Source organism: Paraburkholderia jirisanensis (genome assembly GCF_054782355.1).
Window position 1 is genome coordinate 737,281 of sequence record NZ_BAAGSQ010000033.1, and the last position, 24,880, is coordinate 762,160.

Annotated in this window: 24 protein-coding genes; 9 read left to right on the forward strand and 15 right to left on the reverse strand. The window is 60.8% G+C overall.

The window, feature by feature from the left end; genetic code table 11:
* Positions 1–32 precede the first annotated feature (32 nt).
* The 3 genes from ACYVNQ_RS35295 to ACYVNQ_RS35305 all read right to left on the reverse strand — a co-directional run bounded on the left by ACYVNQ_RS35295 (position 33) and on the right by ACYVNQ_RS35305 (position 2,864).
* Positions 33–1,064 (reverse strand): zinc-dependent alcohol dehydrogenase family protein, encoded by a 1,032-nt coding sequence (locus ACYVNQ_RS35295; RefSeq protein ID WP_460909974.1) that lies wholly within the window; start codon positions 1,062–1,064, stop codon positions 33–35.
* Positions 1,065–1,184: 120 nt separating this feature from the next.
* Positions 1,185–1,958: a PRC-barrel domain-containing protein gene (locus ACYVNQ_RS35300; protein ID WP_460909975.1), complete on the reverse strand. Its 774-nt coding sequence runs from the start codon at positions 1,956–1,958 to the stop codon at positions 1,185–1,187.
* Positions 1,959–1,994: 36 nt separating this feature from the next.
* The gene (locus tag ACYVNQ_RS35305; protein ID WP_460909977.1) at positions 1,995–2,864 is read right to left on the reverse strand and encodes a slipin family protein; all 870 of its coding nucleotides are present in this window, start codon (positions 2,862–2,864) and stop codon (positions 1,995–1,997) included.
* 294 nt (positions 2,865–3,158) lie between these two features.
* Here ACYVNQ_RS35305 and ACYVNQ_RS35310 point away from each other — a divergent pair, with 294 nt between their 5' ends.
* The 4 genes from ACYVNQ_RS35310 (at position 3,159) to ACYVNQ_RS35325 (ending at position 6,581) form a co-directional block, all read left to right on the forward strand.
* Positions 3,159–3,908, forward strand: coding sequence for a CBS domain-containing protein (locus tag ACYVNQ_RS35310; protein WP_460909979.1), 750 nt, complete (start codon positions 3,159–3,161; stop codon positions 3,906–3,908).
* Between the two features lie 48 nt (positions 3,909–3,956).
* Positions 3,957–4,133: a CsbD family protein gene (locus ACYVNQ_RS35315; protein ID WP_460909981.1), complete on the forward strand. Its 177-nt coding sequence runs from the start codon at positions 3,957–3,959 to the stop codon at positions 4,131–4,133.
* A 308-nt stretch (positions 4,134–4,441) separates the two neighbouring features.
* Positions 4,442–4,843: a hypothetical protein gene (locus tag ACYVNQ_RS35320; RefSeq protein WP_460909983.1), complete on the forward strand. Its 402-nt coding sequence runs from the start codon at positions 4,442–4,444 to the stop codon at positions 4,841–4,843.
* 139 nt (positions 4,844–4,982) lie between these two features.
* Entirely contained in the window at positions 4,983–6,581 is a 1,599-nt protein-coding gene (locus ACYVNQ_RS35325; protein WP_460909985.1) for a SagB/ThcOx family dehydrogenase, read from the forward strand.
* A 232-nt stretch (positions 6,582–6,813) separates the two neighbouring features.
* Here the strand turns inward: ACYVNQ_RS35325 and ACYVNQ_RS35330 are convergent, their stop codons facing one another.
* From ACYVNQ_RS35330 to ACYVNQ_RS35350, 5 genes are all read right to left on the reverse strand, one after another.
* Complete coding sequence (locus ACYVNQ_RS35330; RefSeq protein ID WP_460909987.1) at positions 6,814–7,275, reverse strand: HNH endonuclease; 462 nt, start codon at positions 7,273–7,275, stop codon at positions 6,814–6,816.
* A gap of 510 nt (positions 7,276–7,785) precedes the next feature.
* On the reverse strand, positions 7,786–7,962 hold the full coding sequence (locus ACYVNQ_RS35335) for a hypothetical protein (protein ID WP_460909989.1): 177 nt from the start codon (positions 7,960–7,962) through the stop codon (positions 7,786–7,788).
* Between the two features lie 40 nt (positions 7,963–8,002).
* Positions 8,003–8,317 (reverse strand): autotransporter domain-containing protein, encoded by a 315-nt coding sequence (locus ACYVNQ_RS35340; protein ID WP_460911233.1) that lies wholly within the window; start codon positions 8,315–8,317, stop codon positions 8,003–8,005.
* 292 nt (positions 8,318–8,609) lie between these two features.
* A complete protein-coding gene (locus ACYVNQ_RS35345) occupies positions 8,610–9,236 on the reverse strand; it encodes a trimeric intracellular cation channel family protein (RefSeq protein ID WP_460909991.1) in 627 nt (208 codons plus the stop codon).
* A gap of 237 nt (positions 9,237–9,473) precedes the next feature.
* Entirely contained in the window at positions 9,474–10,439 is a 966-nt protein-coding gene (locus tag ACYVNQ_RS35350) for a hypothetical protein (RefSeq protein ID WP_460909993.1), read from the reverse strand.
* Positions 10,440–11,200: 761 nt separating this feature from the next.
* Between ACYVNQ_RS35350 and ACYVNQ_RS35355 the strand changes: the two genes are divergently transcribed.
* Positions 11,201–12,307 (forward strand): integrase domain-containing protein, encoded by a 1,107-nt coding sequence (locus ACYVNQ_RS35355; RefSeq protein ID WP_460909995.1) that lies wholly within the window; start codon positions 11,201–11,203, stop codon positions 12,305–12,307.
* Positions 12,304–12,696, forward strand: coding sequence for a hypothetical protein (locus ACYVNQ_RS35360; protein WP_460909997.1), 393 nt, complete (start codon positions 12,304–12,306; stop codon positions 12,694–12,696). The genes ACYVNQ_RS35355 and ACYVNQ_RS35360 overlap by 4 nt, the downstream gene beginning before the upstream one ends.
* A 298-nt stretch (positions 12,697–12,994) precedes the next feature.
* Here the strand turns inward: ACYVNQ_RS35360 and ACYVNQ_RS35365 are convergent, their stop codons facing one another.
* Positions 12,995–13,186 (reverse strand): hypothetical protein, encoded by a 192-nt coding sequence (locus ACYVNQ_RS35365; RefSeq protein WP_460909999.1) that lies wholly within the window; start codon positions 13,184–13,186, stop codon positions 12,995–12,997.
* The gene (locus ACYVNQ_RS35370) at positions 13,183–14,070 is read right to left on the reverse strand and encodes a ubiquitin-activating E1 family protein (RefSeq protein WP_460910001.1); all 888 of its coding nucleotides are present in this window, start codon (positions 14,068–14,070) and stop codon (positions 13,183–13,185) included. The genes ACYVNQ_RS35365 and ACYVNQ_RS35370 overlap by 4 nt, the downstream gene beginning before the upstream one ends.
* A gap of 55 nt (positions 14,071–14,125) precedes the next feature.
* Between ACYVNQ_RS35370 and ACYVNQ_RS35375 the strand changes: the two genes are divergently transcribed.
* Positions 14,126–14,392: a hypothetical protein gene (locus ACYVNQ_RS35375; RefSeq protein WP_460910003.1), complete on the forward strand. Its 267-nt coding sequence runs from the start codon at positions 14,126–14,128 to the stop codon at positions 14,390–14,392.
* Positions 14,393–15,376: 984 nt separating this feature from the next.
* On the opposite strand, the gene ACYVNQ_RS35380 is transcribed toward ACYVNQ_RS35375, so the two are convergent.
* The gene (locus tag ACYVNQ_RS35380; RefSeq protein WP_460910005.1) at positions 15,377–16,183 is read right to left on the reverse strand and encodes a hypothetical protein; all 807 of its coding nucleotides are present in this window, start codon (positions 16,181–16,183) and stop codon (positions 15,377–15,379) included.
* Between the two features lie 634 nt (positions 16,184–16,817).
* Positions 16,818–17,297: a hypothetical protein gene (locus ACYVNQ_RS35385; RefSeq protein ID WP_460910007.1), complete on the reverse strand. Its 480-nt coding sequence runs from the start codon at positions 17,295–17,297 to the stop codon at positions 16,818–16,820.
* Positions 17,298–18,785: 1,488 nt separating this feature from the next.
* Between ACYVNQ_RS35385 and ACYVNQ_RS35390 the strand changes: the two genes are divergently transcribed.
* Both ACYVNQ_RS35390 and ACYVNQ_RS35395 read left to right on the forward strand, forming a co-directional pair.
* Complete coding sequence (locus ACYVNQ_RS35390; RefSeq protein WP_460910009.1) at positions 18,786–19,319, forward strand: hypothetical protein; 534 nt, start codon at positions 18,786–18,788, stop codon at positions 19,317–19,319.
* A 266-nt stretch (positions 19,320–19,585) separates the two neighbouring features.
* Positions 19,586–20,686 (forward strand): MraY family glycosyltransferase, encoded by a 1,101-nt coding sequence (locus ACYVNQ_RS35395; RefSeq protein WP_460910011.1) that lies wholly within the window; start codon positions 19,586–19,588, stop codon positions 20,684–20,686.
* Positions 20,687–20,722: 36 nt separating this feature from the next.
* Here ACYVNQ_RS35395 and ACYVNQ_RS35400 read toward each other — a convergent pair whose 3' ends face one another.
* From ACYVNQ_RS35400 to ACYVNQ_RS35410, 3 genes are all read right to left on the reverse strand, one after another.
* Positions 20,723–21,709: an MraY family glycosyltransferase gene (locus ACYVNQ_RS35400; protein WP_460910013.1), complete on the reverse strand. Its 987-nt coding sequence runs from the start codon at positions 21,707–21,709 to the stop codon at positions 20,723–20,725.
* 5 nt (positions 21,710–21,714) lie between these two features.
* A complete protein-coding gene (locus tag ACYVNQ_RS35405; protein ID WP_460910015.1) occupies positions 21,715–22,668 on the reverse strand; it encodes a UDP-glucose 4-epimerase family protein in 954 nt (317 codons plus the stop codon).
* A 102-nt stretch (positions 22,669–22,770) separates the two neighbouring features.
* A complete protein-coding gene (locus ACYVNQ_RS35410; protein WP_460910017.1) occupies positions 22,771–24,663 on the reverse strand; it encodes a polysaccharide biosynthesis protein in 1,893 nt (630 codons plus the stop codon).
* Between the last annotated feature and the right edge of the window lie 217 nt (positions 24,664–24,880).

A 24,880-nucleotide genomic window follows, 5' to 3' on the forward strand; every position in this document is an offset into this window, starting at 1 on the left:
AAGACCGCGCCGCGACACCCTGCTACGTCCCTTCAGGTTTCGATGATTACCTTGAGCGCCCGCGTATCCGCTGCGTGAGAAAAGGTCTCGTAAGCATCGAGGATATCGTTGAGACGGAACCGGTGCGTGATCAATAATTTTGCGTCGATTTTCTGAGAATGAAGGCTGCTCAGGAGCATGGGCGTGCTGACCGTGTCGACAAGCCGCGTGGTGATCGTAATGTTGCGGTCCCACAGACGTTCAAGATGCAGATCCACCTTTATTCCATGCACGCCGACGTTCGCGATGGTCCCGCCCGGCGCGATCAGATCTTCACACAGTTCGAACGTGGCTGGAATACCAACCGCCTCAATCGCGGTGTCGACGCCGCAACCGGCGGTCATGCTCATCACAGCCTTTGCGGCATCTGAGCGCACATTGTTGATCGTCTCAGTCGCACCGAAGCGCTTCGCCACTTCCAGCCGGTTATTGTCGAGATCGATCATGATGATCTGCGCTGGAGCATAGAACCGGGCAGTAAGCAGCGCAGCTAGCCCAATCGGCCCCGCACCGACGATCGCGACCGTACTACCGGGCTGCACTTTGCCGTTGAGCACGCCGCATTCGAAGCCGGTCGGCAGGATGTCGCTCAACATCACCAGCGCCTCGTCATCGTCCGGAATCCGGTACAAGCTGGTATCCGCGTAAGGAATACGGACGTATTCGGCCTGCGTGCCGTCGATCGTGTTGCCCAGGATCCATCCGCCGCTCGTGCAGTGCGAATACATCTGCTTGCGGCAGTACAGGCATTTCCCGCACGAAGTAATGCACGAAATCAGAACACGCTCGCCCGGTTTGAATGTCGTCACGGACGGGCCGATCTGATGGACAACCCCTATTCCCTCATGACCTAGCACACGGCCAGGCTGACAACTCGGGACGTCGCCCTTGAGGATGTGCAAGTCCGTGCCGCAGATTGTCGTCTTCGTGACCTTCACGATCGCGTCTGTCGAGGTCGAGATTTCCGGAGTGGGTCGCTGCTCGAGAGCCTTTTCATATGGCCCTTGATAGACAAGTGCTCTCATGGCTGATCTCTCCATCGTGTGGTCAGGCCGTCAGGGTTACGAGTTGGCCCTCCATGGCGCGCCCTTATGATGCCGCAAGAGCTATGCCGCGCGATTGTTTAGCGGCTACGCCACCCTTTCCTACGACCAGTACCCCGCCTTGCCATAGAACGCGTAAAGTTTCGTTTCGAAATCGCGCTCTAGCGGGACAGCGCTGTCGTACACCGGGCTGTCCCTGATGGAGTCGCGTGTCAGTTCGGTTGAAACGGTAGATCCGAACCAGTCGATCAGAAAGATCCACTGCGTTGCCAGCAACACTTCTTTTGATGACGGCCACCAGTTTTGCGTGTCAACGGCGAGATATCGAATGATCCAGGCCTCATCGTCAAAAACGAATCCGGACACGTGACCCACATCGCCCTCGCCTGCCACGACGTGGTACCCCTCCACCGCGTTCGTGCTATGCAGATGACTGTCGCCCGGCGGTTTGTCTCCGTACAGCGCGAGTTGCGCGCGCGTCTCCGGCGACACAGCCGACAGCGCCGCACGACTGAATGCCGGATAGCTACTCACGCCCCACACGTCCAGGCCACCCCAATAAGTCGGGTAGCCGTAGTAGCGCAGATACTCCGCTTCGTGCTGACGCGAGACAGGCCTGTGGAGGTCGACCGGAGGACTGTCACTCACCTGCTGCCGCGTGAGTTCGACGTGGATGCCCAACGCCCCCGGGTCTGTGCGGATAACCGAGTACGGCGAAATCAGCACGCGCCGTCCGTCGATCCAGTTCCCCGTCTTGACGACCAGATAGCGGATACCCCACGCCTCGTCATCGAAATAGAGCTCTTCCACATTCCCTATTTCGCCGTCACTCGCGATCACGGTGCATCCCTTCAGACTCTCAATATTTCGCAGCATGGTTCGATACTCCGGTGATGGACGTCGGGCGCCCGCCTAAGCCGCTGTCTTGAGCGGTGTCGGCGACACGCCCGCTACGTCGCGCGCGGCTATGGCCAGCGCCAGCGGCGGGTTCAGGCTATCGATCATCGAACTTGGAATCAGGATGGTTGCACCGCGCTCCTTCGTGGTTTCATAAATGATATTCATTGCCCGCAATTGCAGTGCCCCTGGGTGATTTTCATAGACCCGGGCAGCTTCGACGAACTTCGCGGCAATTTCCGCTTCGGCGGAACCGAGAATCACACGCGCCTGCTTTTCGCGCTCTGCCTGAGCCTGCCTCGACATGGCGTCCTGCAGCGCCTCCGGAATCGCAACGTCCCGGATTTCTACCGATCGAACCGTGACGCCCCAGTCGGCAATCTTGCCGCCTATTTCATCGCGTAAATGCGAATCGGCGGCCCTACGATCTGAAAGAAGCGAAGCCAGCATCGACGAGCCAATCATCTCGCGCAACGACGTCTGGGCGACGCGATCGATCGCTTGCCTGTAATCGGTGATGGCGAGCGCCGCCTTTTGTGCATCATGCACGTGCCAGAAGATGACCGCGTCGACATTGACTGGGACTGTATCTTTCGTCAGCGCCTGCTCGGCATTAAAGGCGGTGGTCTGGACACGCTCGTCAATGATGGCGACCACGCTGTCCAGTACCGGGATGATCATGAAGAATCCCGCCCCCCTGACGCTCTGAAGTTTGCCGACGCGCAGGATGACAAACTTCTGCCACACGTTGGCGACCTTCACCGACGCAGCAACGAGGATAGCTACGAGAAAAATGGGCGGCGCCAGATAAACGCTGACCCATTGACCGACCGCGACTGCGATCAGCGTAATCGTGACGGAAAGAAAAAGTGTGATCGGGTTCATAGGCATGCTCCTGGCGCGGGTGGCAGTTAGCTCGCGTGCGCCGACGTCCTTTTGCGTGACATCTCACTGAAAAGCGCGAGAACAAACCTTCGGCGCATCGTGGATCATGGTGCCCGCTGCTGCGGTGAAACTCGGTACGGTAACGGACGGCTTTCGCGACCGCCAGCACGTAATATCGTTCGGAAGATGCGCAGACTGCTTACGCCGGGCCTGCCAGCCGGCAGGCCCGGCGTTGGGGGCCGTCGTCTGAATCTGATGCGCCACCATCTTTAACAGTGGTCAGGGAACAATGCCATGCTAGTCAGAGACGTGATGAAAGAGCCAGTCTGTATCCAGGCCGATGAAATGCTCGACTCGGCCTCCAGAAAGTTCAAAAAGTTCAATGTCGGCGCGTTGCCGGTATGTCTCAACAACAAGGTAATCGGCATGATTACCGATCGCGATGTGGCGGTGCGTGGCGTCGCCGATGCACGCGATGTGAGTCGAATGACGGTGCGCGAGGCAATGTCGGCAGATATCCTCTTTTGCTTCGAAGACGATCCCGTTGAGGTAGCTGAACGGATCATGCGCGAGAGTCACGTGCAGCGGCTCGCCGTCCTGGACCGAACGGACCAGCACCTGGTCGGGATCATTGCGCTCACCGCGTTAAGTGGCGGCGGCTCCGAGCGGCGACCTTACGAACTAGCCTTCCACAAGACGTTCATTGATCACCGCGGGCATCCGCATCACACTGAGCTGATGCGTGTGACCGTAGCCCAGGGCACAAAGGCAGAAGCCATCGTCGTCGGTATCCGTCAGTTCGAAGAAATGAACCATGTGACTGCATGGCACCAGCTAGCCGACGGATACGATGTCACGACCGTACATATCGACGCTGGCGGCGAAACAGTCGAAGAACGCGAACCGACTTCGGCGAGGGAGGCGAGCATCCTGGTCCGCGCGCGCGAGTTATGGGAACAGGCGGGTAAGCCGCAAGGGCGCGACAAGCAGTTGTGGGAACAGGCAGCCGGCGACGTTGACAGCGCGCTACCCCGCCAGGCCTAGAGTTTTCGATCCTTGTTTCCAGCGAGGCAGCACATGAGGAACGATGTAATGAATAAAGATCTGATGCATGGCTGGACAAAGCAGATTACCGGCACTCTGCGCGCACACTTTGGCAGGGCCATTGGCAATCGCGCGGTCACGCTTAAAGGCCGCGTGGGGCAAGTGATCGGCAAGACCCAGGCTTCTTACGGTAGTGCGAGGGCCCGCCTCAAGAAACACAAGTGAGCAGCTGCGCCATAGCTGTCTCCGTCGGCACGACCGGTTCCAGATCGCTGCCTTCGCCGGGCAGCCAACGCAGGCGACATCGAGAGAAGCAGGGAACGCGAAGGTCGGATACCTTGCCGGCGGCTCCGGTCAGGAAAACAGGCGTCGGTAGCGAAATGTGAGACATGAGGCATCGGGTATGACGTCAGTTGTCGGCGAACATCCGTAGAGGTGACCTGGAACGTTGGAAGCTTCGGGCGGAACAGGATTAACGTGGTGAATTGAAATGAGCGTTTTCTTCGCTGCAGCCCTGGAATGGGTGGCATTTGATGGCCAGCAAAACGCACAACTCGGGCGACACCGGTTCGTTCGTTGACGAGGACGGCATGATGTCCTGTACGAATTCATGGGCGATCAAGTGTTGTGACGAAAACCTGACTGAAACGAGTGCGGCCGTTCCGCACACACGGCGATGGGAGAGCGACATGCCGCATGAGCTTAAAACTGCTCAGGAGCTAGTTGAGATCGTGTCAAAAGCACTCGATGCCAATGCAGACACGACCGGTTGGAGCCCAAGGGGAATCCAGGAGCACGCTGAAGACTCGGAGGGATGCAACTGGAACATCAACTATTTGCATGGTGACAGCCACAATGCAGATATGAAGGAAATCGTCATGGCGGCGGCTGAGGAGATCATCAATGGGCTGCGCAAACAATACAACTTGCAGTAGCTTTATAGCGTGCTCGCTCCGAGCCTCGGCTGTCGCCAAAGCGAGCCTGCCTACATGACGTAAATGAGATCGCGTCCCAACGTCCAGCCAACTGGCTTTGTACAGCCGCATGTGCGGGAATTTTTGGCCTGAGGGGAACATGGACTGGTCAAGGCATGCGCTGCTTGAATATCACGAACGCAGCAAGCACCACGTCAACTTCTACGCTCCTGGCCCCGGGAGGCCCGACTGGACAACCCAGCCGGATCCCTTCCGGGTGTTTCACGGCGCACCACGCGTAGGTCTGCCGTTAGCCGCGGATAAACTGGCCACACACTACAACGCGTTGCGCTGTGGCGCCCTGCCGCCCGCGCACGCATTCGATCTATCCAGTCTGGCAATCCTGTTCGAACTCTCCCTCGGCCTGTCGGCGTGGAAATCCTATGGCGCCCAGCGGTGGGCACTGCGCTGCAACCCTTCGAGCGGAAATCTGCATCCGACCGAGGGCTATCTTCTGTGTCCGGCTCTGCCCGGCTTGTCCGGAGGCGTCTACCACTACCTGAGCCAGCATCATGCGCTTGAGCATCGCGCTACAGTGGAAGATCCGCGATGGACCGAAGCGTTTTCGGACAGCGGTGTCCTGCTCGGCATAAGCTCGATCCACTGGCGCGAGGCGTGGAAATACGGTATGCGTGGCTGGCGCTACTGCCAGCAGGATTGCGGCCATGCCATTGCTGCGCTGAGTTACGCAGCGGCTGCGCTCGGCTGGCAGACGCGGCTGGTGGAGGCGGCAGCCGATGACGTACTGGCCGACTTGCTTGGATTGGAGCGCAGCGAAGATTTCGTGGACGCCGAATCGGAGGCGCCAGATGCTTTGCTCTGGATCGGCAATCCTGGATGGCGGCCTGATCTTGGGCGCATGCTGACCGCTTTGGATAAGGCACGGTGGTATGGACGCGCGAATCAGTTGAGCTCGGGACATGTGAAGTGGCCGGACATTGATTCGATCCGTCGAGCAACATACAAGGCCCGTACTCCCGAACCGACTTCGCCGAATCCAGAACTGCGCCCGTCGCCCGCGAGGCCCGCCCTTGACCTCCGCTTCGCCCGGATCGCCCGGCAGCGTCGTAGCGCGGTGAACTTCGATGGTACGACGCGCATCGCCGACGCGGCTTTTTTCAGCATGCTGGGGTGCCTGTTGCCGCGTCGCGACACGCCCCCGTGGAATGCACTGATATCCCCTGCGGCAGTGCACGCGGCGCTATTTGTACACCGCGTCGACGGCTTGGAGCCAGGCCTGTATATGCTCGTCAGAAATCCCGAAGCGCTGCCGGTTCTCAGGCAGTCTCTGCGTCCAGAATGGCTGTGGAAGAAGATCGGGCCGGACTATCTGCCGCTCTATTTTCTACTACCTTACGATCTGCGCGCCGTGGCAAAGTTGATCTGCTGCCACCAGGATATTGCCGCCGACTCCTGCTTTGCGTTGGGAATGATCGCCAGATTCGAAATCGCCTTGAAGCAACCATGGCGTTATCGCCATCTTTACTGGGAATGCGGCATTCTCGGCCAGGTTCTCTATCTCGAAGCCGAAGCTGCCGGAGTGCGTGCCACGGGGGTTGGCTGCTTTTTTGACGACGAAATGCATACATTGCTCGGAGTGAAGGATCACGCCTGGCAGAGCCTGTATCACTTCACAGTAGGTGGCGCGGTGGACGATCCACGCCTCTCTGCATTCCCGCCGTATGAGGTTCAGCCTTGAACGAGCCTCCCGCGTCCTCCCATGCGGAGAAGGTGCTGATCGAACATGTCGACGCCTATGGCATCGACATGACGTCCGCATGGACGCTTCACTCCGATCGCCACGCCGACGGAAGCGGCCGCAGTCGGTGCGCTGGGCGGCGCGATCCTTGCCGAGCTGTACCGGCAGATCAACCTCGCGGTATTGAAGGAATCGTTGTTTCTGACTGCGAAAACCAGTGAATGGTTTGAGCCTACGACTGCCCTGCATCAACGACTTTTCCTTGTCGCGACATCAGGTTCTCGCGCAGCTTTATCTTCGCAATGATCGGCAGATCCCCGGCTATTTCATTGCAGCGGCGATGCGCAAGAACAAGATTTGCAAGGTTGCTCGTCCCACCATCCTTTATCGAAAGCAGGTGCTCCAGCGTCAGGTCTCCACTTTCCATGCCGCTGCCGCAATAGAAACAGCCGTCTCCATCTCTCGAGCGTAGGGTCCTGACGCGAGAAGCCCGCTTCTTTTGGCTCCTTGTCACGGCGCTGGGAAAAGTTGATGGCACGCCGTTTCCAGCATTTCGCTTCAGTCGAATCACCGGTGGACTGCTGCTCACCGCCTCTGCGTGACCTTTTTCTATCAACGCATCAGCGCGATCCTCCGTGCAATTAGCAAGCCGATTACCCATCTGATCAAGCACAACTACAACGGTCGAATCCATTATTCGCCCTCCAATCATTTTTTCTCCCATCTATTTAGGATAACGAATCGTATTCACAGTGAACGAAAATACCTGGCCTGAACAGGAAAACGACCGGAGTCCGCCTGCATTCTTCTGCAAAAAATGCTCAGCCTTCTCGCGAGAGCTGGGGCGTGAACGGCCGCGAGGCACCCCGATGAATTCAGATTTTCGGTCGGCTCGAGCAAAAGTTGAGATCCCGGCCGTCACCACGCAGCACAAAACCTCTTGGCTCGCCTCGCCGCCCTATCATGACTATCGACGCGCGTGGCCGAGCCGTACGAACCGGAGGCTGGTCGACGCATGCGCAGAGCGATGTTCTGCCCTGCGACCATCAACAACATAATGTTTCGCATATCTTATTATGTCGAGCGGCGGCCGCTTACGCGGCGAGCGTTGCAACAGAGGCGCTAACGCTGACCGTGGCCCACTTGCCGTTGAGGAGAACGTCGCGCATACACGTGCAGTTCAGCACATAGGTGTGCGTCGCTCTTATCCGTCATGTCCGGTGGCCAGAAGGTATGGATCGCCATCGTCGGCAACATTGGTAATCAGCCAACTGTCGGCCTGCTCAGGACTCGCGGGTGCTACCAGCATCCATCCATCGCTACCCGCGTGCACAGCTTCGCTTTGCGGGGCGGTTTCTTCGTCGCTTGCAGTGATGCTCATATTTCGCTCCTCTGGTCAATCGCGCGAGGCGCAGCTCAACCTATTGTTGCGAAAGCGACGGACGAAAGAGGGCCAAAAGCCGGCGATTTTCGGAGCCTTTTCCGGCACAACCGTCGTTTGAGACAACTCGGGCGGTGCGACGAGCGAGGCATGCTCTCAAGGCGCGCAGCGCGCGCCCATACGCGACATTCGCGAACGGCTCGACCGACGCACGCCCGATCGCCATCCGGTAGCCCAGTTCGCCAAATACCTGAGCGGTGCCCGCATGATAGTTGGTGCCCAGATGATCGACAAAGCCCGGTACCGCCAGGTAACGGTCGGCGTTGCGGCGTTGCGGCGTTGCGCATTCACGAATGACGCTTCATGGCCCGACTAGCGCCCCGCGCCCGAGCGCAGCAAGCGAGGCAGTGCAGGTGAATGGAATAACGGACCCCGTTTGAGTCGTTCACCATGCCGTGTACCGGAAGTTCGAAAAATCTGCGCCGGTAGCTGTGCCGGCTCCAACTCGGAACAGAATCCTCTCTGCATCCGAGCCTGCGCGGCAGGCCGGCTCGCGGCGGGGATGGAGAGTCGGCGTCGCGCCCGGCGAGCGTCACGGACACGGTTGACGGCGCGGGCTGGATTCGCCGCGCGCCCCCCTGGCCGATCTACACCGCTGCCTTCGGCAGTTGCCAGCCATGCGTCGCAGCAAGCATGCGCAGCACGAAGCAGACCGCGCCACCGAGCAGTGCAGCCGCGACCGGTGGCACGCCGAGGCGTCGCGCGGTGACGAGCGCAACACCGCCGACGAATGCCGCACTCGCATAAATATCGGCAACCAGAACGAGCGGCACGCGCGCAAGCAGCAGATCGCGGATGGCGCCGCCGCCCACGCCGGTCAGTGTGCCCATCAGCGTCGCGATGAACGGTCCGATCCCAAAGTTGAGCGCCTTCTGGGCGCCCGCCACCGCGAACAGCGCGAGCCCCGCCGCATCGAGCGTGGTGACGAGCAGCGCAGGCAGTTCGCGCGCAGCGCCGTGAAAGACGAAGCTCAGCAGTCCCGTCACGAACGCGAGCACGGCATAACGCCAGTCGCGTACCGCATTCGGCGGCGTCGCGCCGATCAGCAGGTCCCGGATCACGCCGCCACCCAGTGCGACGACGAACGACAGCACCATCACGCCGAGCAGATCGAGCCCACGGTGCATCGCGGCGAGCGCGCCTTCGAGCGCGAACACAGCGGTGCCCGCAAGGTCGGCCGCGAGTACGACCGTTTCGATTCTTTTTATGGACATCGGGAGCGGAATGAAGAGGAGGACCGGTGACATGCCGTCCGGCGACTGGACTCGATGATAACCGCGCCCCGCCATTCCTGGAGTGCGCCTACCAAGGCACATGCAGCCAAGAAGTGCCGTCTCCAGAGCGCCGTGTCGCGGTCATTCCTCGATCTGAAGGGCGACGGCTGTGGACCGCACGCCGACCCAAAGAACTGTCGGCAAGTCAACCCTTCCTCCGTCTTTCGATTTCTTGTTTCACACGTTCGATCTCAAGCCGTCTGGCCTCCTTTGTTCCCCATGGTGGCGCTCTGTTTTGGGTGGCTTCGGCGGCGGCATGAATACGTGCTTTGGCAGCAAGTTGATTGACTCTGCGTTCGTCCAGCTCCCGCATTTGGCCGCTTGCCGCTCGGCGAAGCGTTCAGCCGCAATGGGTGTGGTTCGTTCAGGTAGTCCGGCAAGGATCACAAGCTTGTCAATATTGTCCCAGGTGCTGATCCAGCCGTCGAAGCCAGAAATTACGTACCCACATGTATGCAAAGCTGGAGACGCCGCCGTCATCGAGCTCCTTTGTCCGTGTGGCCGTGGCGGTCGAGCGCATGATGCCTGAATCGCTAAACGCGCGATGAAAAAGCGCATCGGTGCGGTCAACTGCCTGCGCCGCACGGTCCGCGCCGAGAGTCGCCACGACAGAGTCATCAGACAGGAATTTTGACGCGCCCGATCAATGCTCGGCACGATCAGGTGAGTCCGCATGACTCGAGGATTGGTAGCGCGCATCAAATGGCAAACATTCCGCCAGGTCACTGGATCGGCTTTTACGACGGGAACCGGCTGGCTCACGTGATGGACAGCACCGGAGGAGGCACAAGCTTCAAGCAACAAGCCTTTTGGAATCATCAGGCAGTCGCCGTGCAGGCTGTCGTAGACATTCTGTTCAACGAGCAGCGACGCCGTACCGGTCGGTCCGGGTTCAAGCCCTCCATCGAAAGGACCGGAATGTGATGTGGCGGCGAAAGCACGCAGCCACGAGCCTGGCGTGACGCGCAGCCAGAACGCGACTCGGTCGTTGAGATGACGTTGATCGGCGCGAACAAAAACCATTGGCGGCATGAATGAGGAGACAACCAGCTTGGCGCGCGCCGTTGCACGGACGGTATTGGCGCAGGTCGCGTAAATATGATCTAATCCGTACCAGAAGTTATTGCGATTCCGTGCGCTCACGTAACGAGCATCGACCCTTGCCAGCCGATCTTTCGGTACTGGCTATTTCTTTTCTCCGTTTCGGCTTTACCATTTCCTGATCACACGCATGCCGCGGAAAGATCAGCCATGCGTCTATCTGTCTGTTCCCTGCTTCACGTACGTCTTCTTCCAGAGCTGCCTTAAACAGCCTGCACGAGCTGCCTTAAACGGGCTGCGCTCTCTCCTCATCACGTCCTTCTGACCCCTGCCGCCGGCCCGGAATGCTCAGGTCAGCGCTGCCATCCCACACGCCTGTCTGCCGCACGACAGGCCATCTGACTTCGCAGCCTCCACAGGCAACAGTACCCGCCTGTTTCCGGCCGCCCAGCCGGCACCCGTGCGTCCTGGGCCTCTCCACGTCCAGACGCATGGACAGTCTCCCTTCATGGTCCCGCGCATCACAACGCCGGGCGCACGCAATCATCGCTAGAAGGATGAGCGCGCTCCCTGTGCGGGACATCGACCCTCCTCCGTCCATCTCCTTGCAGCTTTCAACCCATACCCACCCGGACACCATCCCCTCGCGGATCCCCTAGCTCAACGCAGTCACGTCCCCGGTTGGCCTTCGCCTGTCCAGAAAAACGCACCGCCCCCCGCCGGTCGCGCATCCCATTCAGATGCACGTGCGGCCTTGCACCGTCGCACGACGCGCATGCGTGCGCGTGCAAAAGGGGGAAACGCGCCTTCGGCGCAGAACAACGCGGAGGATATCCGCACAACCATCATAAGGAAAACTGACGATGAGCGTCATGAACCAGGCCATCCACCAGGCCGCCCTCAGCAGCAAACGGGCAGGCGGCAGCCTTGCCACACAGAAGAACCGCAGGTTTGATGCATCCGGGCTTCTGCGCTTCGCGCGGCAGGTCGGTGAGCTGCATCCCTCTGTTCAGGAGACTCCGGACTGGGTCGTACACCTGTACGCACAGTATTGCGTCGCACAGGGCAAGGCGCCCAGTACGCTGGCAAACATATTCTCCTCAATCCGTGTCCTGGGTACGGCAACCGGCGAGCGCATCACGCAGACTCCCGGCAATGCGGTGCTTGGGATCACCCGACGCACGAGAAAGGGCAGGAAACGGGCAATGACGGACACGGAAATCGTGGCCTTGCTTAAGCGCGCTGCCCGCTCTGACGAAGGGCTCATGCACACCATCTCGCTCGCCCTCGCCTTCGGGTTGCGACGCAAGGAAGCCCTGATGAGCGCACCTGACCTGCAGATGTGGCTCGAGGCGATCGTGAGGGGCGACAGCCATGTCCGCGTCATGAGAGGAACGAAGAATGGCCGTCCCAGGACCGTGCGGCTCCTGGACGCACGACGCGAGCAGACCCGGACAGTCGTCCATGCGGCGCTTGTCTATGTTACGGCCAACGGCATGCGGCTGATCAGCAGCCAGCCTGCAACGCTCGAGGCTGCAATGAACAGGTTCAAAAGTCTTCTGTATCGCCTCGGAATGTCAGGCGAAGTCAGCTTCCACGCGCTGCGCTACACCTATGCGCTCGAAAGCGCCAACGAAATGCTGGCCGCCGGCCTGTCACCGTATGACACGCTCGTAGAACTGAGCGAATCGCTCGGACACGGCCCCGACAGGACGCGCATGATCCTTGACCACTACTGCCAGCCTGTCAGGGATCGCTTTGCCGGAAAAATGTCCTTTCCCGGACAGCATCCTCACTCGCGGCGCACGTCGGGCGGCTTGCCGCGAGCGGCCGCACGCCTCGAAGCGAAATCACTTCACGCCGCGCTGAGCGGCTATCCCCTTGGAGATGCCATGCCTGCCGGCAAGGAACACGTGCACGCAGATGGCCAGACCTTTCCCGGACACCCGAAATCAGGAGGCGTCGCATGAACGCTGGCAAGCTCGACGACGAAGCACGCGCCCACATCGCAGACGCAGGCTTTAACGACACCGTGCGCGCCTGCGCCACTGAGGCGTGGCGTGCACTTGCAGCGCTTCTCGACGAACACGGACCCATCCCGGACACACTTGCGGACATCCAGCCGGACCTGCTCGCAACCCTTGCTTCGCGTCTCACGCGCAACGACGTAGAGACGACGCTCGTCATGGTGGCTACCATCCGTGTTGTGTTGCTGCGCGCGGGCCATCGCGTGTCGTCAATTGAGGGGCTCAGGGTACGCACGACGAGAAGGCGGATCGCGAATGGACCGAACGGAAAGTACCGGTTCGAGAAGACGCTCGATACCGGCCCGAACCTCGGCGGACACGAAGGAGGCTGACAGGCAGGACGGGGAGCGTGCCTGCGCCTGGCGCCTGCTCTGCCTGCGCCCTCGCAGTGCTGCGTGCGCGACGTTGGGCGTGCTCCGTGCGCCTGGCGGCGCAGCACTACCGGTTTGCTTTCCTTGCCATGAGGCGGGTGCCGACCTACCCTCTAGTTGCTCAAGCGGTAAGCGCGAGCAGTCCTCGTACAGCCTCGTGGAATACCGCGAGGCTTTTTTTCCGGACAATAAAAAAACGCCTCTCCGCAATGGAGAGGCGTTGATTGCCAGTGAATCGGATGCCACCACGCAGGCAACATCAAAACACGCCGATCCTGTCATGCCGGTCATCGTCCCATTCGATCAGCAGCTTTGCCTCGGGCTTCAGATACGAAATGCTGTGACAACGAATGCATTCGACCACAAGAGCGGCCGTCTCGTCGGCTGTGGAGAGCCTGAACAGGTCAGTGCCGCAACTGCCACAACGCATCGGCCTGGTGTTTGCCGTCATGCCCGACCTCCTTCTTGCGCGTTGCCAGGCCCCTTCGCCCGCAGCGCCTCATGGCCGGATCGCGCCCGTGCTGCTGCGCCAGTCGGCACCGGCTTCGTTCGTCCCGCAGCGAGATTCACAAACAGCACCGGATACGATGGCGTGCCGGTCCTGAACAGTGTCGACAACAGATTGAAAGTCCGCACCACGATCGTCTCGTTGATTACCAGCGACCGGGGGCTCAACGCCCCGGCCATGAAACACGCTGGCGCACCCTCATCCTTGTCGTGCTGCGGGGCCAGCCGTTCGGAAGACATGCCCCCCTCATCGGGCCGCCTGTCGCACCGTGACCTGCCGGATTCGCCAGACACGACCTGGCCGCGAACGGCCCCGTTGCCACAGTCAAGGTAATAGCGGCGCGAATCCGCCTGCGCCGCCTTTGCGATCGCATGCTTCGCACGAGGCGAATCGATACAACCCACAACGATATCTATGTGCAGACTCGTGGTCGCTGCAAAGAATGTGGCGTGATCCGGCAACGCGAGATTACCAGTGCGTCGTCGTCCCGGCTGCAGTTGCATTCCTGCCGCCCGCGTGGCTGGTGAAACCTGGCCAGGGTCATCGGGAAGCCTGACGGGTAGATCGGTGCCGTGTACTGCACGCTCAAGATCGCTGATCGGCAGGTGCTTTGCTGCCCCGTCCGTGGTCGGGAACGGCAGCCCATTCAAATCGGCCGGATCTTCCACAACGGGATGATGGATCAGCAGGTCGTGGCCGGGGGCGGCGGTCATCTGATTGACAATGATGCTCGTGGCGATGCCCGGGCTGACGGTAATCGGCACCGGGAGACAGGTGGGAGCGCAGGCAGTGAGATGCCCGGTGAGCTGCGAAGATCTGACTTTCATGGGGTCCTCAAACGGAAAACCCCACCGGACGACCGCCCACAGGGACGGAGTCCCTGTGGGGAAATTGATGGATGCGTCCGGCTGGACGCGCGAGACTGAACTGCTAGAGATTGATGACGCGCAGCGCAGCCATCACAATCCTGGTCTGGCGGCTGTCAATCATGTCGCCGTACGCGTTGGCAAGCGAAGGCGCCTCAGCGTATTGCACGAACGCATCTGCTTCGACAGACCCGGCGGATGCCAGGCTCCGGTCCGGCCGCATGTTGATGGCCGCTTCGATCCGGGCGATGGCACGAGCTGCGGCCTTTCTGAAGCGGGTTGATTCATGGGGACAACTCCTTTTCAAGGGTTGCCGCGCCTGAAAGTCCCGTCGGGGGATAAATCCCGGCGGGGCTGGAAAGTTGCCGCAGTCCGGCTATTCGATGCGTCGTGGACGCGCTGACCAAGCCAGTGTAAGCGCGCGGCGCAACAGTCACCTGGCGAAAGCCGAAAATATCCGTAGTGCTTTCGCGACTGTCCTGTCGCGACGGCATAACCCGGCGCGGACGGAAAGAAATGCGCACGAAGCGGACTGTACCCTGTGCGACAGCGCCGGTGCGCGCATCGCAGACGCGGCAGATACCATCGCCGCACGGGTGGATAGAACGCGCGTCACTGCACAAACGTCGTTCTGCGTTCGCCTCCTGACGGGTGTCGTGACTCGCAGCTCACGATCGTTTCCCACGTCACCCCTTCGCCCGATCTCAACCGGTTGATGGCCTTCAGCCCGAAAGCTCAAGGAAACATGCGCCCTTTCGCCTTCGGCTGCGCCAATGTTGCCGTATGTCACTGAGCGGCGTTTTGGAACGATTCCAGGATCGGCGTAATGCCGCCACGTGATGATTGGCGCATACCGCATCGCCGTCGGGGGCAGGAGCTTCCGCAAGCCTAAGCCTAGGCCGATGCCCATGACGGCAACGTCGCCCTCGAAAAACCAGAAACCCCATTCCTGAAGCCGCTGCAGTCCGCGTGTCGCCCCACTTCCAGCTGACGCCATGACGGCGATCATCGCCGACGCCTTCACGCTGGTCCATGACATCGTCTCACCCGGACGTTACACGCGTTGCACACCACAAGCGGCGGCTGCCTTTTGCAGGATTGAAAACTTCCTCGCGAAATCATGGTGTTACGCTTCAGATGAAAAGCAGGCACGCGTGCGGGGGCTTCAACCGGTTGAACGGTTGCTGCCGGATTTGCGTCATCCGTGCACGCGGATGATGCGATCTGCTTGTGAGCCAGGTGCCGTGCACGGCACCCGGGCGGCGCATCAGATCGTGGGCAACGACCCGACAGACCGTGCGTTGTCCCGGCGCGGGCCCGGGCGATGCGCGATGCCGTTCAAGCCGAGCGGCAACTCCACTTGCGATGCGGGGGCGAACACCGCGCGCCGGAGGGCATTGACCGACGTTCCGAGCGCGCGCGCCGCATCGAGTACGCTGCCACGATGCAACTCAAGGGCGTTCATGGCAATCGCACTGGTAAGAACCGGAACCTCGATCGGCAACGCAGCCCCGCCAGGGTCCGCTGCGTCGTCGCTGAAGTCCATTGACCCGGGGAGGCTCGCATCCACCTGTTGCTGCCACGCATGCCTGCCGGTCTGGTACACCAGTTCATCCCAGCATTTGATGCGTAGCCCCTTCACCGATTCCGCAAGCCCCCCGTTGCGACGTTCGAGCCATGCCGTGCTATCGGCAAACAGGGCGGTCAGCTCCGCACGTAGCGCTTTTTTGCCGATCGACTGCAGAAACATATCCCAGCAGACAAGCCGTAGCCCGAACTGCCTGGCATCGAGCGCATCCTGCTGCCAGCGCTCAACGATACATAGCAGGTGCTTGCGTCTGAAGTTCAATAGCTTCTGCAGACCAAAGCCCGCTGCGAGCAGCACCTGAAAATCACACATCAGTATGGCAGTCTGTATGCAACGCACCGCATAGGGCACGCGCACACTGACGTCGAAATAAGGCCTGTAGTACCGTGGCGAAAAATCACGGGCAGACGCCCGCGCCACAAGTCTGAATCTGTCCGTCACGTTGGCGCGGGCAATGATGTATCGTTGATCGTATATTGCGTGCATCGTGGTAGCTCCGTTGGTGGGTCGGTCGTTGAACTGCGGGTTGCTCTTTGCGCTGTCTGGCCGCGCGTGCCTTTTTATCTGCATACCGAAATTTTTCAGGAAGAATCACCCGCGTGCCGCTGCGCGGGTCGCACCGTCATTCGGCTCGCCAGCGCGGGCCTACAGGCGTGTTACTGCCCATCGGGTGCCGCTGGGGGTTCAGAGAAAGCGCAGCCGTGACCCGCCCACTACTCCCCAGCGGTTCGGGCGCACCGGGACACCCAGGAATCGCGGACGGATCGCCGGAAAGAGACCCCGCATGCCGGTTGCGCTACGCGGGCCCTAGACTTTTAGTGCGAAGCCCCAGGCACAGGCCACGACGTGGTGAGCATCGCCCGATGCGGAGATGCACAGCACGTCGAGGCCCGTTAGCGGGCGCAGACAGCCCACTGACCAGGCACGATGTGGAGAGAAGGAGTCGCGCGTACAGCGCGACCGGCAGAAGGAGGTACCGGCGTGGAGCCGGTACCTGAAAACGGCTATGAACAGTCGTCGCGACGCTTGCGAGCAGCGTCTACACCATTGCGATGCATGACGAGGCACAGCACTGAGAGGGCAATGGTTACTGCAAGAGCAAAAAGACTGAAGCCCATGATTACTCTCCGTTCATCGCGACCAGGCCCGCATACAGGCTGACCAGCGCCGCAAGCAGCAGATTGGCCTCGTTGACCAGGTTGACGGCCGATCCGTAAGGGCTTGCATAACAGTACGCGACAGCCCCGACGATCGATGCCGCGGCCAGCGTATGCATGTAACGTCCGAACTGTCGCCGCTGCTCCCGACCAGGCGATCGCACCAGTCTCACGCAGTCGCGCCAAACTGCGCGATGCCCTCTCGGCTCGGCAGGTTCGGCCCCCGCGACGAGAAACATGTCGCCCTCGAGATGCATGAGCCGCATCAGATGACCGTCCACGTACGCGCACACGGTGGGCTGAACCCTCGCATGGGCAAACAGCTGCATCACACGAGCGAGACCGGGAGAAACCTGGACACGCGAATCCTGAGCGGTGAAAGTGCCGCGATCAGAGATCGTCATGCCTGACGCATCCTTGACGATGATTGCGACTATCTGCATGACGCCTCCCGGGCTTTAGTGGCAGCAGGGCTGACCCGCCCCGGTTCAGTTGGCCGCGCTGCGCGACTCGCCGGTACTAGATGGTCTGGTTCGCCCGTGCATGTGCCAGCAGCTAACGCGTTGCTGCAGCAGCCCTCCGCACACATAAAGCGTGCAGCAGGGCAGTGCTGCACCAGGCCTGGACGGTCGCCCGATATCCGGCTGCCTGCAACTGCCAGCGCCCTCACGGTCGTATCAGGGTCCGGCTGCGGATACACCCTGCCCGCAAACACGTGCATGCGCGCTGCGATGTCGTGAAGGATTGCAAACCTCGCGGCCAGACTCCGGCCACGACGGCGGCGAGGAGTCGTCTTGATAATGTCCAGCATGAGATGCCTCAATAAAAAAGCGATTCGCCCTACGGCGTAATCGCGATAGAGAATCTGCCGGTTTAACCGGCGACAGGGATGACTGAAGAAAACGCAGGAAGGCGAAGAGTCAGAAGAAGGCTCCCCGTTGGGTTGAACGGCTGGCTGCACGCCGTGCAACGAGGGACAGCCGTCACGGGGTTACTGCATTGCACGGCACGCCGGCGTCTGGACAGCGCGGGCCGCACGCAGTGTTACGTGCATGCGCGAGCCACGGCGGGTGGCACAATCAACGCCCTACAAGGACTTGCCCGTCGCGGAGACGACTGGCGTACATGCGCGCACGGCCAGTGAGCACGACGACACGACTGCTGGAAGTGGGATCGGAAAATACATGACTGCAGCTCCTTCAGAAAAAAATCGGGAGCCACCCCTGTCGGGATAACTCCCGACGGGAACGACAGGTTTTCACCTGCCAGGAAAAAGCCAACGTCAGTCGGCTAAATGGCGAATGCCAGGCTTGGCACTGCTTGGTCGATGCGCAATTGCGCGGGAATAAGGCCAGTGTACGGACGCCAGTTCACCCTCGGCGCCGAAAAGATCAGCCAATCAGTATGGCTTTCGTAGCCAGAAGTCGCCACCGGCGACGCATACGTGACCCGTATCAGGGAGGCCCATTCGCCAACCGGTTGACGGCCTTAACCGCGAATGCGACGCCGAACCACACCGCTTTTGAGGCAACCTGCCGTTGACACGCGTTGCCCCCTTAAAGGTGGCGCAATGCGTTGCACGGCTTTGCCATTATTGCGCACGTAAATCATTGATTTTACTGAATTAAAAATTTCAAGGCCGATAACCGGTTACGCTCAGTTTTTCAGGAAATGAAATTATCAGCATGGAAACCCGCCACTTATCCAATATTTTCTTATTAAATGGACAGATACGCCGACCGGCGTCGCGTGCAGGTACCGTAGTCAAACGGCATCCGCGCCCACCGGTATGTTCAAGCTCGTGCTGCTCGATGCCGTTATGAGGTTTCAGTGGCGATCAGGGAGAGACGCGAGCGCTGCGCAAGACACGCACTGCGCGCTATCCAAAGGCTCAGTTTGGACAACATCCGCATGAAAACAGGCGACGTGGCATGGTACCAATCGATCTGAAAGATCAAGAATCGGCAGTCGCGGCTCACGCAAATTTCCGCAGCTCCGGTGCATCTCCGCTTGCGTTCGGCTGGTTGTATGGTCAATGCCTTGAGCTAGGGCTGTGGCCGAACCAGAGGACGGTGGCGAACGCGCTTGGGACAACGCCGACCCGGGTCTCCCGCTGCCTCGCGGCGAACCGTCTGCCGCCTGAACTGCTTGCGGCGCTGCACAACACGAGATCCGTCAGCTACAGGTCGCTGATGACAATGATCAACATCGTAAACAGCACCGGTGTCGCTGTCGCCCGTGAGCGTGCGAAGCGCATTCCGCCATGTTGCACGGTCAGCCAGATCAAGTCTTTTATGCTCGGCACGGAGGTCTCATCCGCGTCCGGTTCTGCGTTCAGGATTTCAGCGGGGCCGAGGAACAGATATCTGCGCATCGACACGCCGCACGTCGTAAAGATTCTTGCTAAACAGAAAGAGTTCGAGGACATACTCCAATTCGTGGCCTCCGTAACGTTTAGCAAGTAGCGTGTTGGCCAGTTGCGGCCCTCATGATCGGCTGTCTCGGCCAGAGGGCGGGCTGTTCTGCAAGCCGGCCGCTCGGCCCATACATCGCTCGACGGCAAAAGTGGACAGCATCGTCAGTCGCTTCAGGCAACTGGTCCAGTTCGAGGTCCCCATCGTCCTGCGCACAACCCAACGCACATCCGGGTCGGCGCAGAACAGCCGAAATTCGACGAAACCCGTGGCCGTGGTTTGTATAATCGTGCCTTTTATGCGCCGGTTGGCCCTTCATGCTTAGTTTTGCGCTCGGATTCATTGCATCACTGCTCGTCACGCTGCTGATCGTGCGCTACGCGCATCTGCATGAAGAGTTCGCCGATACCGATCTGGCCGGCGTGCAGAAATTTCACGCGAAGCCAACTCCGCGCATCGGCGGCATCGGCATCCTTGTGGGCCTGGTCGCCTCCGCTCTTCAGTTGCAGCACAGCTATCCGGCCGTGTCCGGCGGGATTCTCGGCATTGTCGCGTGCGGCCTGCCCGCCTTCGCTTCGGGCCTGATCGAGGACCTGACCAAACGCGTTTCGCCACTCGCGCGGCTCGTGTGCACGATGATTGCCGCGGCGCTCGCGTACTTCGTGCTCGGTATCGCGGTGACGCGCATCAGCGTGCCGTCGCTCGATTTCCTGCTGTCGTACGCGGCCATTTCATGCGCGGTCACGGTGCTCGCGGTCGCGGCGCTCGCCAATGCGATCAATATCATCGACGGCTTCAACGGGCTTGCGTCGATGGTCGCGTTCATGATGTTCGCGTCGCTCGGCTACGTCGCCTTCCAGGTGCATGACCCGATCGTGCTGTCCGCGTCGCTGATCATGATGGGCGCGGTGATGGGCTTCTTCATCTGGAATTTTCCTGCCGGGCTGATCTTTCTTGGCGACGGCGGCGCGTACTTTATCGGCTTTATGCTCGGCGAACTGGCGATCATGCTGGTGATGCGCAATCGCGATGTATCCGCGTGGTATCCGGTGCTGCTGTTCATGTATCCGATCTTCGAAACGTGCTTTTCGATCTACCGGAAGAAGTTTATTCGCGGCATTTCGCCCGGCATTCCGGATGGCGTGCATCTGCATATGCTGGTGTACAAGCGGCTGATGCGCTGGGCCGTCGGCGTGCAGACCGCACGCGAACTCACGCGGCGCAATTCGCTCACTTCGCCTTATTTGTGGTTGCTGTGCCTGATTGCGGTGGTGCCGGCCACGCTGTTCTGGCGGCACACGTTACACCTGTTCTGCTTTGTGGTGGTGTTCGCGGCGACTTATGTGTGGCTGTATGTGAGTATCGTGCGCTTCAAGTCGCCGCGCTGGATGGTGGTGAGGAAGAAGCCGCGGCATTGAGCGGGCTGCGCCGGCGCGGCTTTGGTTGTGCGGCGTTCAGGTTTGCTTGAAGTGCCGCCAGCGCCCGTCGATCTGTAGACCGATCACCGCCAGCACCGCATACCACAGCACCAGCACCCCCCATTGCACCAGCGGCGGCGCCTGCAACGCGAGCAGCGCCACCGCGCCGCCCATCAGCATCAACCACCAGTAGATCAGCGCGACGAAGGTGTGCCGTCCGCCAGTCATCTGCACGAGACGCTGGTAGTAGTGCTCGCGGTGCGCCTGCCAGACCTTTTCGCCGCGCGCGAGGCGGCGCAGCAGCGTGACGGTCGAATCGGCGATGAACGGTGCAAACACCAGCACCGGAAACCATAGCGGCCACACGTCGTGCTGCCAGCCCCAGAAACCGAGCGCGCCCGCCAGAAAGCCGAGCGGAATCGAGCCGGCGTCGCCGAGGAAAATCTGCGCGCGCGGGAAGTTCAGCACCAGAAAACCCGCCGCCGCGCCCGCAACCGCGATGGCCGTCAGTGCGAGCGGCGGTTGCGCCGTGGCAGCGGCAATGGCGTAGGTGCCGAAGCCCAATACCGCGACGCCGCCGGCAAGGCCGTTCGAGCCGTCCATGAAGTTGTACAGGTTGACGAGCCACACCATCGCAACGCCGACCACCACCGCGAACCACCACGGCACGTCGACCGCACTCGCGGCGACCGTCGCCGCCACCACGGCGATATGCGCGGCGAACCGCACGCCTGGCGACAAGCCGCGCCGGTCGTCGATTTGCGACACGATGCCGAGCACCAGCGCGCCCAGCGCTATCGCGCGCAGCGGCGGCGCACAGAGCGCGGTCAATAGCAGCGCGGCCGGCAGGATGCCCCAGCCACCGACGCGCGGCACCGGCCGCTCGTGCAGCGAGCGCGCATTGGGGATGTCCACTGCGATATTCCACGCCCAGCCGGTGCGCAGCAGCGCGATGAGAATCACAAACGACAGCAGTGCGGCGAGCACGGCCGCTACCGGAAGAGATAAGGAAAAAATCGGCATGGCGTTCAACGGGTGGTCTTGTAGGCGCGAGCGGTTTCGGCGAGTCCTTGTGCGACCGACCATGGCGGCGCCCAGCCGAGTTCGCGACGCAACCGGCTGCTGTCGACACGTAGCGGGCTGGTTAGCCGCTCGACCTGCGCGGTCTTGCCGGTCAGCTTGCCGAGCCCGCGCAGCCACGCGACCGGCACCGGCACGAGTCGCGCAGGCCGGCCCAGCGCGGTAGCGATCGCTTCGACCATGCCGGCCACGGACAGATCGTCGCCGTCGGTGACATGGTAGACGCCGCCGACCGGTTCGGGCCGCGTGGCGAGCGTGCGAATCGCGTCGGCGAGATTGCCTACGTAGACCATGCTGCGACGCGCGTCAACCGAGCCGAGCGGCAGCGGCACGCCGCGATCGACCGCACGCATCAGGCCGCGAAAATTGGCGCGCACGCCGGGGCCGTAGACCAATGGCGGGCGCACGACTGCAACCTCGACGCCGTGCTCACGGCCAAGCGCAAACAGCGCCTGCTCGGCTTCGTACTTTGAAATACCGTAGGGGTCGACCGGTGCAGGCGCATCGTCTTCGCGCCACGGACGGCCCGGCTCGCGCTCGCCGAGCGCCTTTACGCTGCTGATGAATACGATGCGGCGTGCGCCGGCTGTGAGTGCGGCGCGTGCGGCGTTTAGTGCGCCTTCGACGTTGGCGGCGCGGTAGGCGGCGAGCGGGTCGGTGGAATCGTCTTGCATCATGTGCACGCGCGCGGCCAGATGGATTAGCGCGTCGCAATGCGGCAGCGACGGCTGGGCGGCGGCGAGGCTCGCGAAGTTGTCGTCGGGGACTACGAGTTCGCGCACGCGCGGTTCACAGGAACCGGCGCGCCGTACGAGCGCGATCACCTGATGGCCGGCGTCGCATAGTTGTGCGCACAACGTGCGGCCTACGAAGCCGGTTGCTCCGGTTACGGCGATTTGCATGCGGTGCTTGCTCCCTGTTGCCGGCTTGCGAGTTGCCAATCCAAAAATAACAATGGCAGCCGAACGCTGCCATCATTTCAAGGTGACTTCGCAACGTGGTCGTCAGCCCGAACGCCGTGCCTGTCCGACCGACGTCACGCTTTGCAGCGTCGGTGCAGTCGTCGGTTGATATTCCGGAACCCAACGCCGCAGATCGCGCCGCACCTCGTCGTCCGACAGTACCCGGTGCTGCATTAGCCATGGCAGCAGATCGTCGAGCAGCCTGTCGGGTACTTCGCGCGCCTGAGCAACACGCAGCTTCGGATGTGCCGTCCGGGTGGTGGTTTCGTCGTCCGCCAGCAATTCCTCATAGAGCTTTTCACCGGGACGCAGACCCGTAAACTCAATGTTGATTTGCTCTTCGCTAAAACCGTACAACCGGATCAAGTCGCGTGCGAGATCGACGATCTTCACCGGCTCGCCCATCTCAAGAATAAATATTTCTCCGCCCCGTCCCATGCTTGAAGCTTGCAACACGAGCTGCGACGCCTCCGGAATGGTCATGAAAAAGCGCGTGATATCGGGATGGGTGACAGTGACCGGACCGCCCTTTGCGATCTGCTGCTGAAATTTCGGAATGACGCTGCCCGCGCTGCCCAGTACATTGCCGAAACGGACGGTCTCGAACTGCGTGCGCTCGCTTGTCTGCTGCAACGCCGTGCAGGCCATTTCGGCAAGCCGTTTGCTTGCACCCATCACGTTGGTGGGATTGACTGCCTTATCGGTTGAGATCAGCACAAAATGCCTAACGTTATGGCGAATTGCGGCGCGGCCCATGCGATAGGTGCCAAGTACATTGTTACGGATCGCTTGCCACGCGTTTAATTCTTCCATCAGCGGCACATGCTTGTAGGCCGCGGCGTGAAACAGAATGTGCGGCGCGTAACGCGCCATGACCTGGTCAATCAGCAGCGAATCCTTCGCGTCACCAATCACGGGGGTAATTCTGATCGCCGGGAATTTCTCTTTCAGCTCTTCCGTGAGCCGGTACATCGCAAACTCGGACAGATCAAATGCGATCAGTTGAGCAGGTTGGAAACGCACGATCTGCCGACATAACTCTGCACCGATCGAACCGCCTGCGCCGGTCACCATTACAACCCTGTTGCGCAACAGCGCCTCCACATGCGGCGTATCGATCTTCACTGGCTCGCGGCCTAGTAGATCTTCGAGGTCGACGCGCCGTATGCGCGACATGAAGGGTTCGCCCTCGGACAGTTCGGCGAGTGCCGGCAGCACCATCGCGCGCACGCCGGCGCGCACGCATAGCGTGGCCGCACGACGCTGTGCGTCGACCGACGCAGTTGGAATCGCGATGATCGCGTAGTCAGCCTTCAGTTCGGCTGCAAAACGCGGCAGGTCGCCAACCGCACCCAGCACCTTATAGCCGTAGATTTCGCGGCCGTGTTTTGCCATGTCGTCGTCGAGGAGGCCAACCAGACGCCATTCGCCCGAACGCGATAGCTCACGCACGAGACTGGCGCCCGCTGTACCTGCGCCCAGCACGATGACCGGTTTACCCTGCCCGACAAGACCGCCGTAACGGCGAAACTCCTTGGAGGCTCGATAGAGCGCGCGCGAGCCGCCCATAATGAGGAACAACAACATGGGCGACACTAGCAAGACCGAGCGCGGAACAATTGGCTGCGGCTGCAACATCACGGCGCCCACCATTACGACCAGTGCGCCGGCGCTGATCGCCTTCGAAATGCGCATGAGATCGGGCAGACTGGCGAACACCCACATGCCGCGGTACAAGCCGAATATCCGGAAGATCATGGCATAGGTGACCACGACCCACAGCAGCGCATGCACCGCGCCATACCAGAACTCCGCCGGCACCTCGCCGTTGAAGCGGATTGCATACGCCACGAGCCACGCCGCGGCGACGGCGCACAGGTCGAATGCAAACGCACCTAGTGACAACCAAGACGACCGCAATCGAAATATTTTCATGGCACCTCGGAAGGACCCGTTCTCTCTTATGAGGCCAATTCTGCGCAACCCCATATTTTTGTAAAGGCAGACGCACTCGAGCGTAACTACTACGCGCTCACGGCATGCTTGCTGGGACCACGGACTATCAACGCCTGCGCTTTCCTTGCCTACCATCCTGCCTGGAAAAAGGACCGCCTAAGTTCCGCCCCGTTATTATGCCGCTACTTCCAAGCAA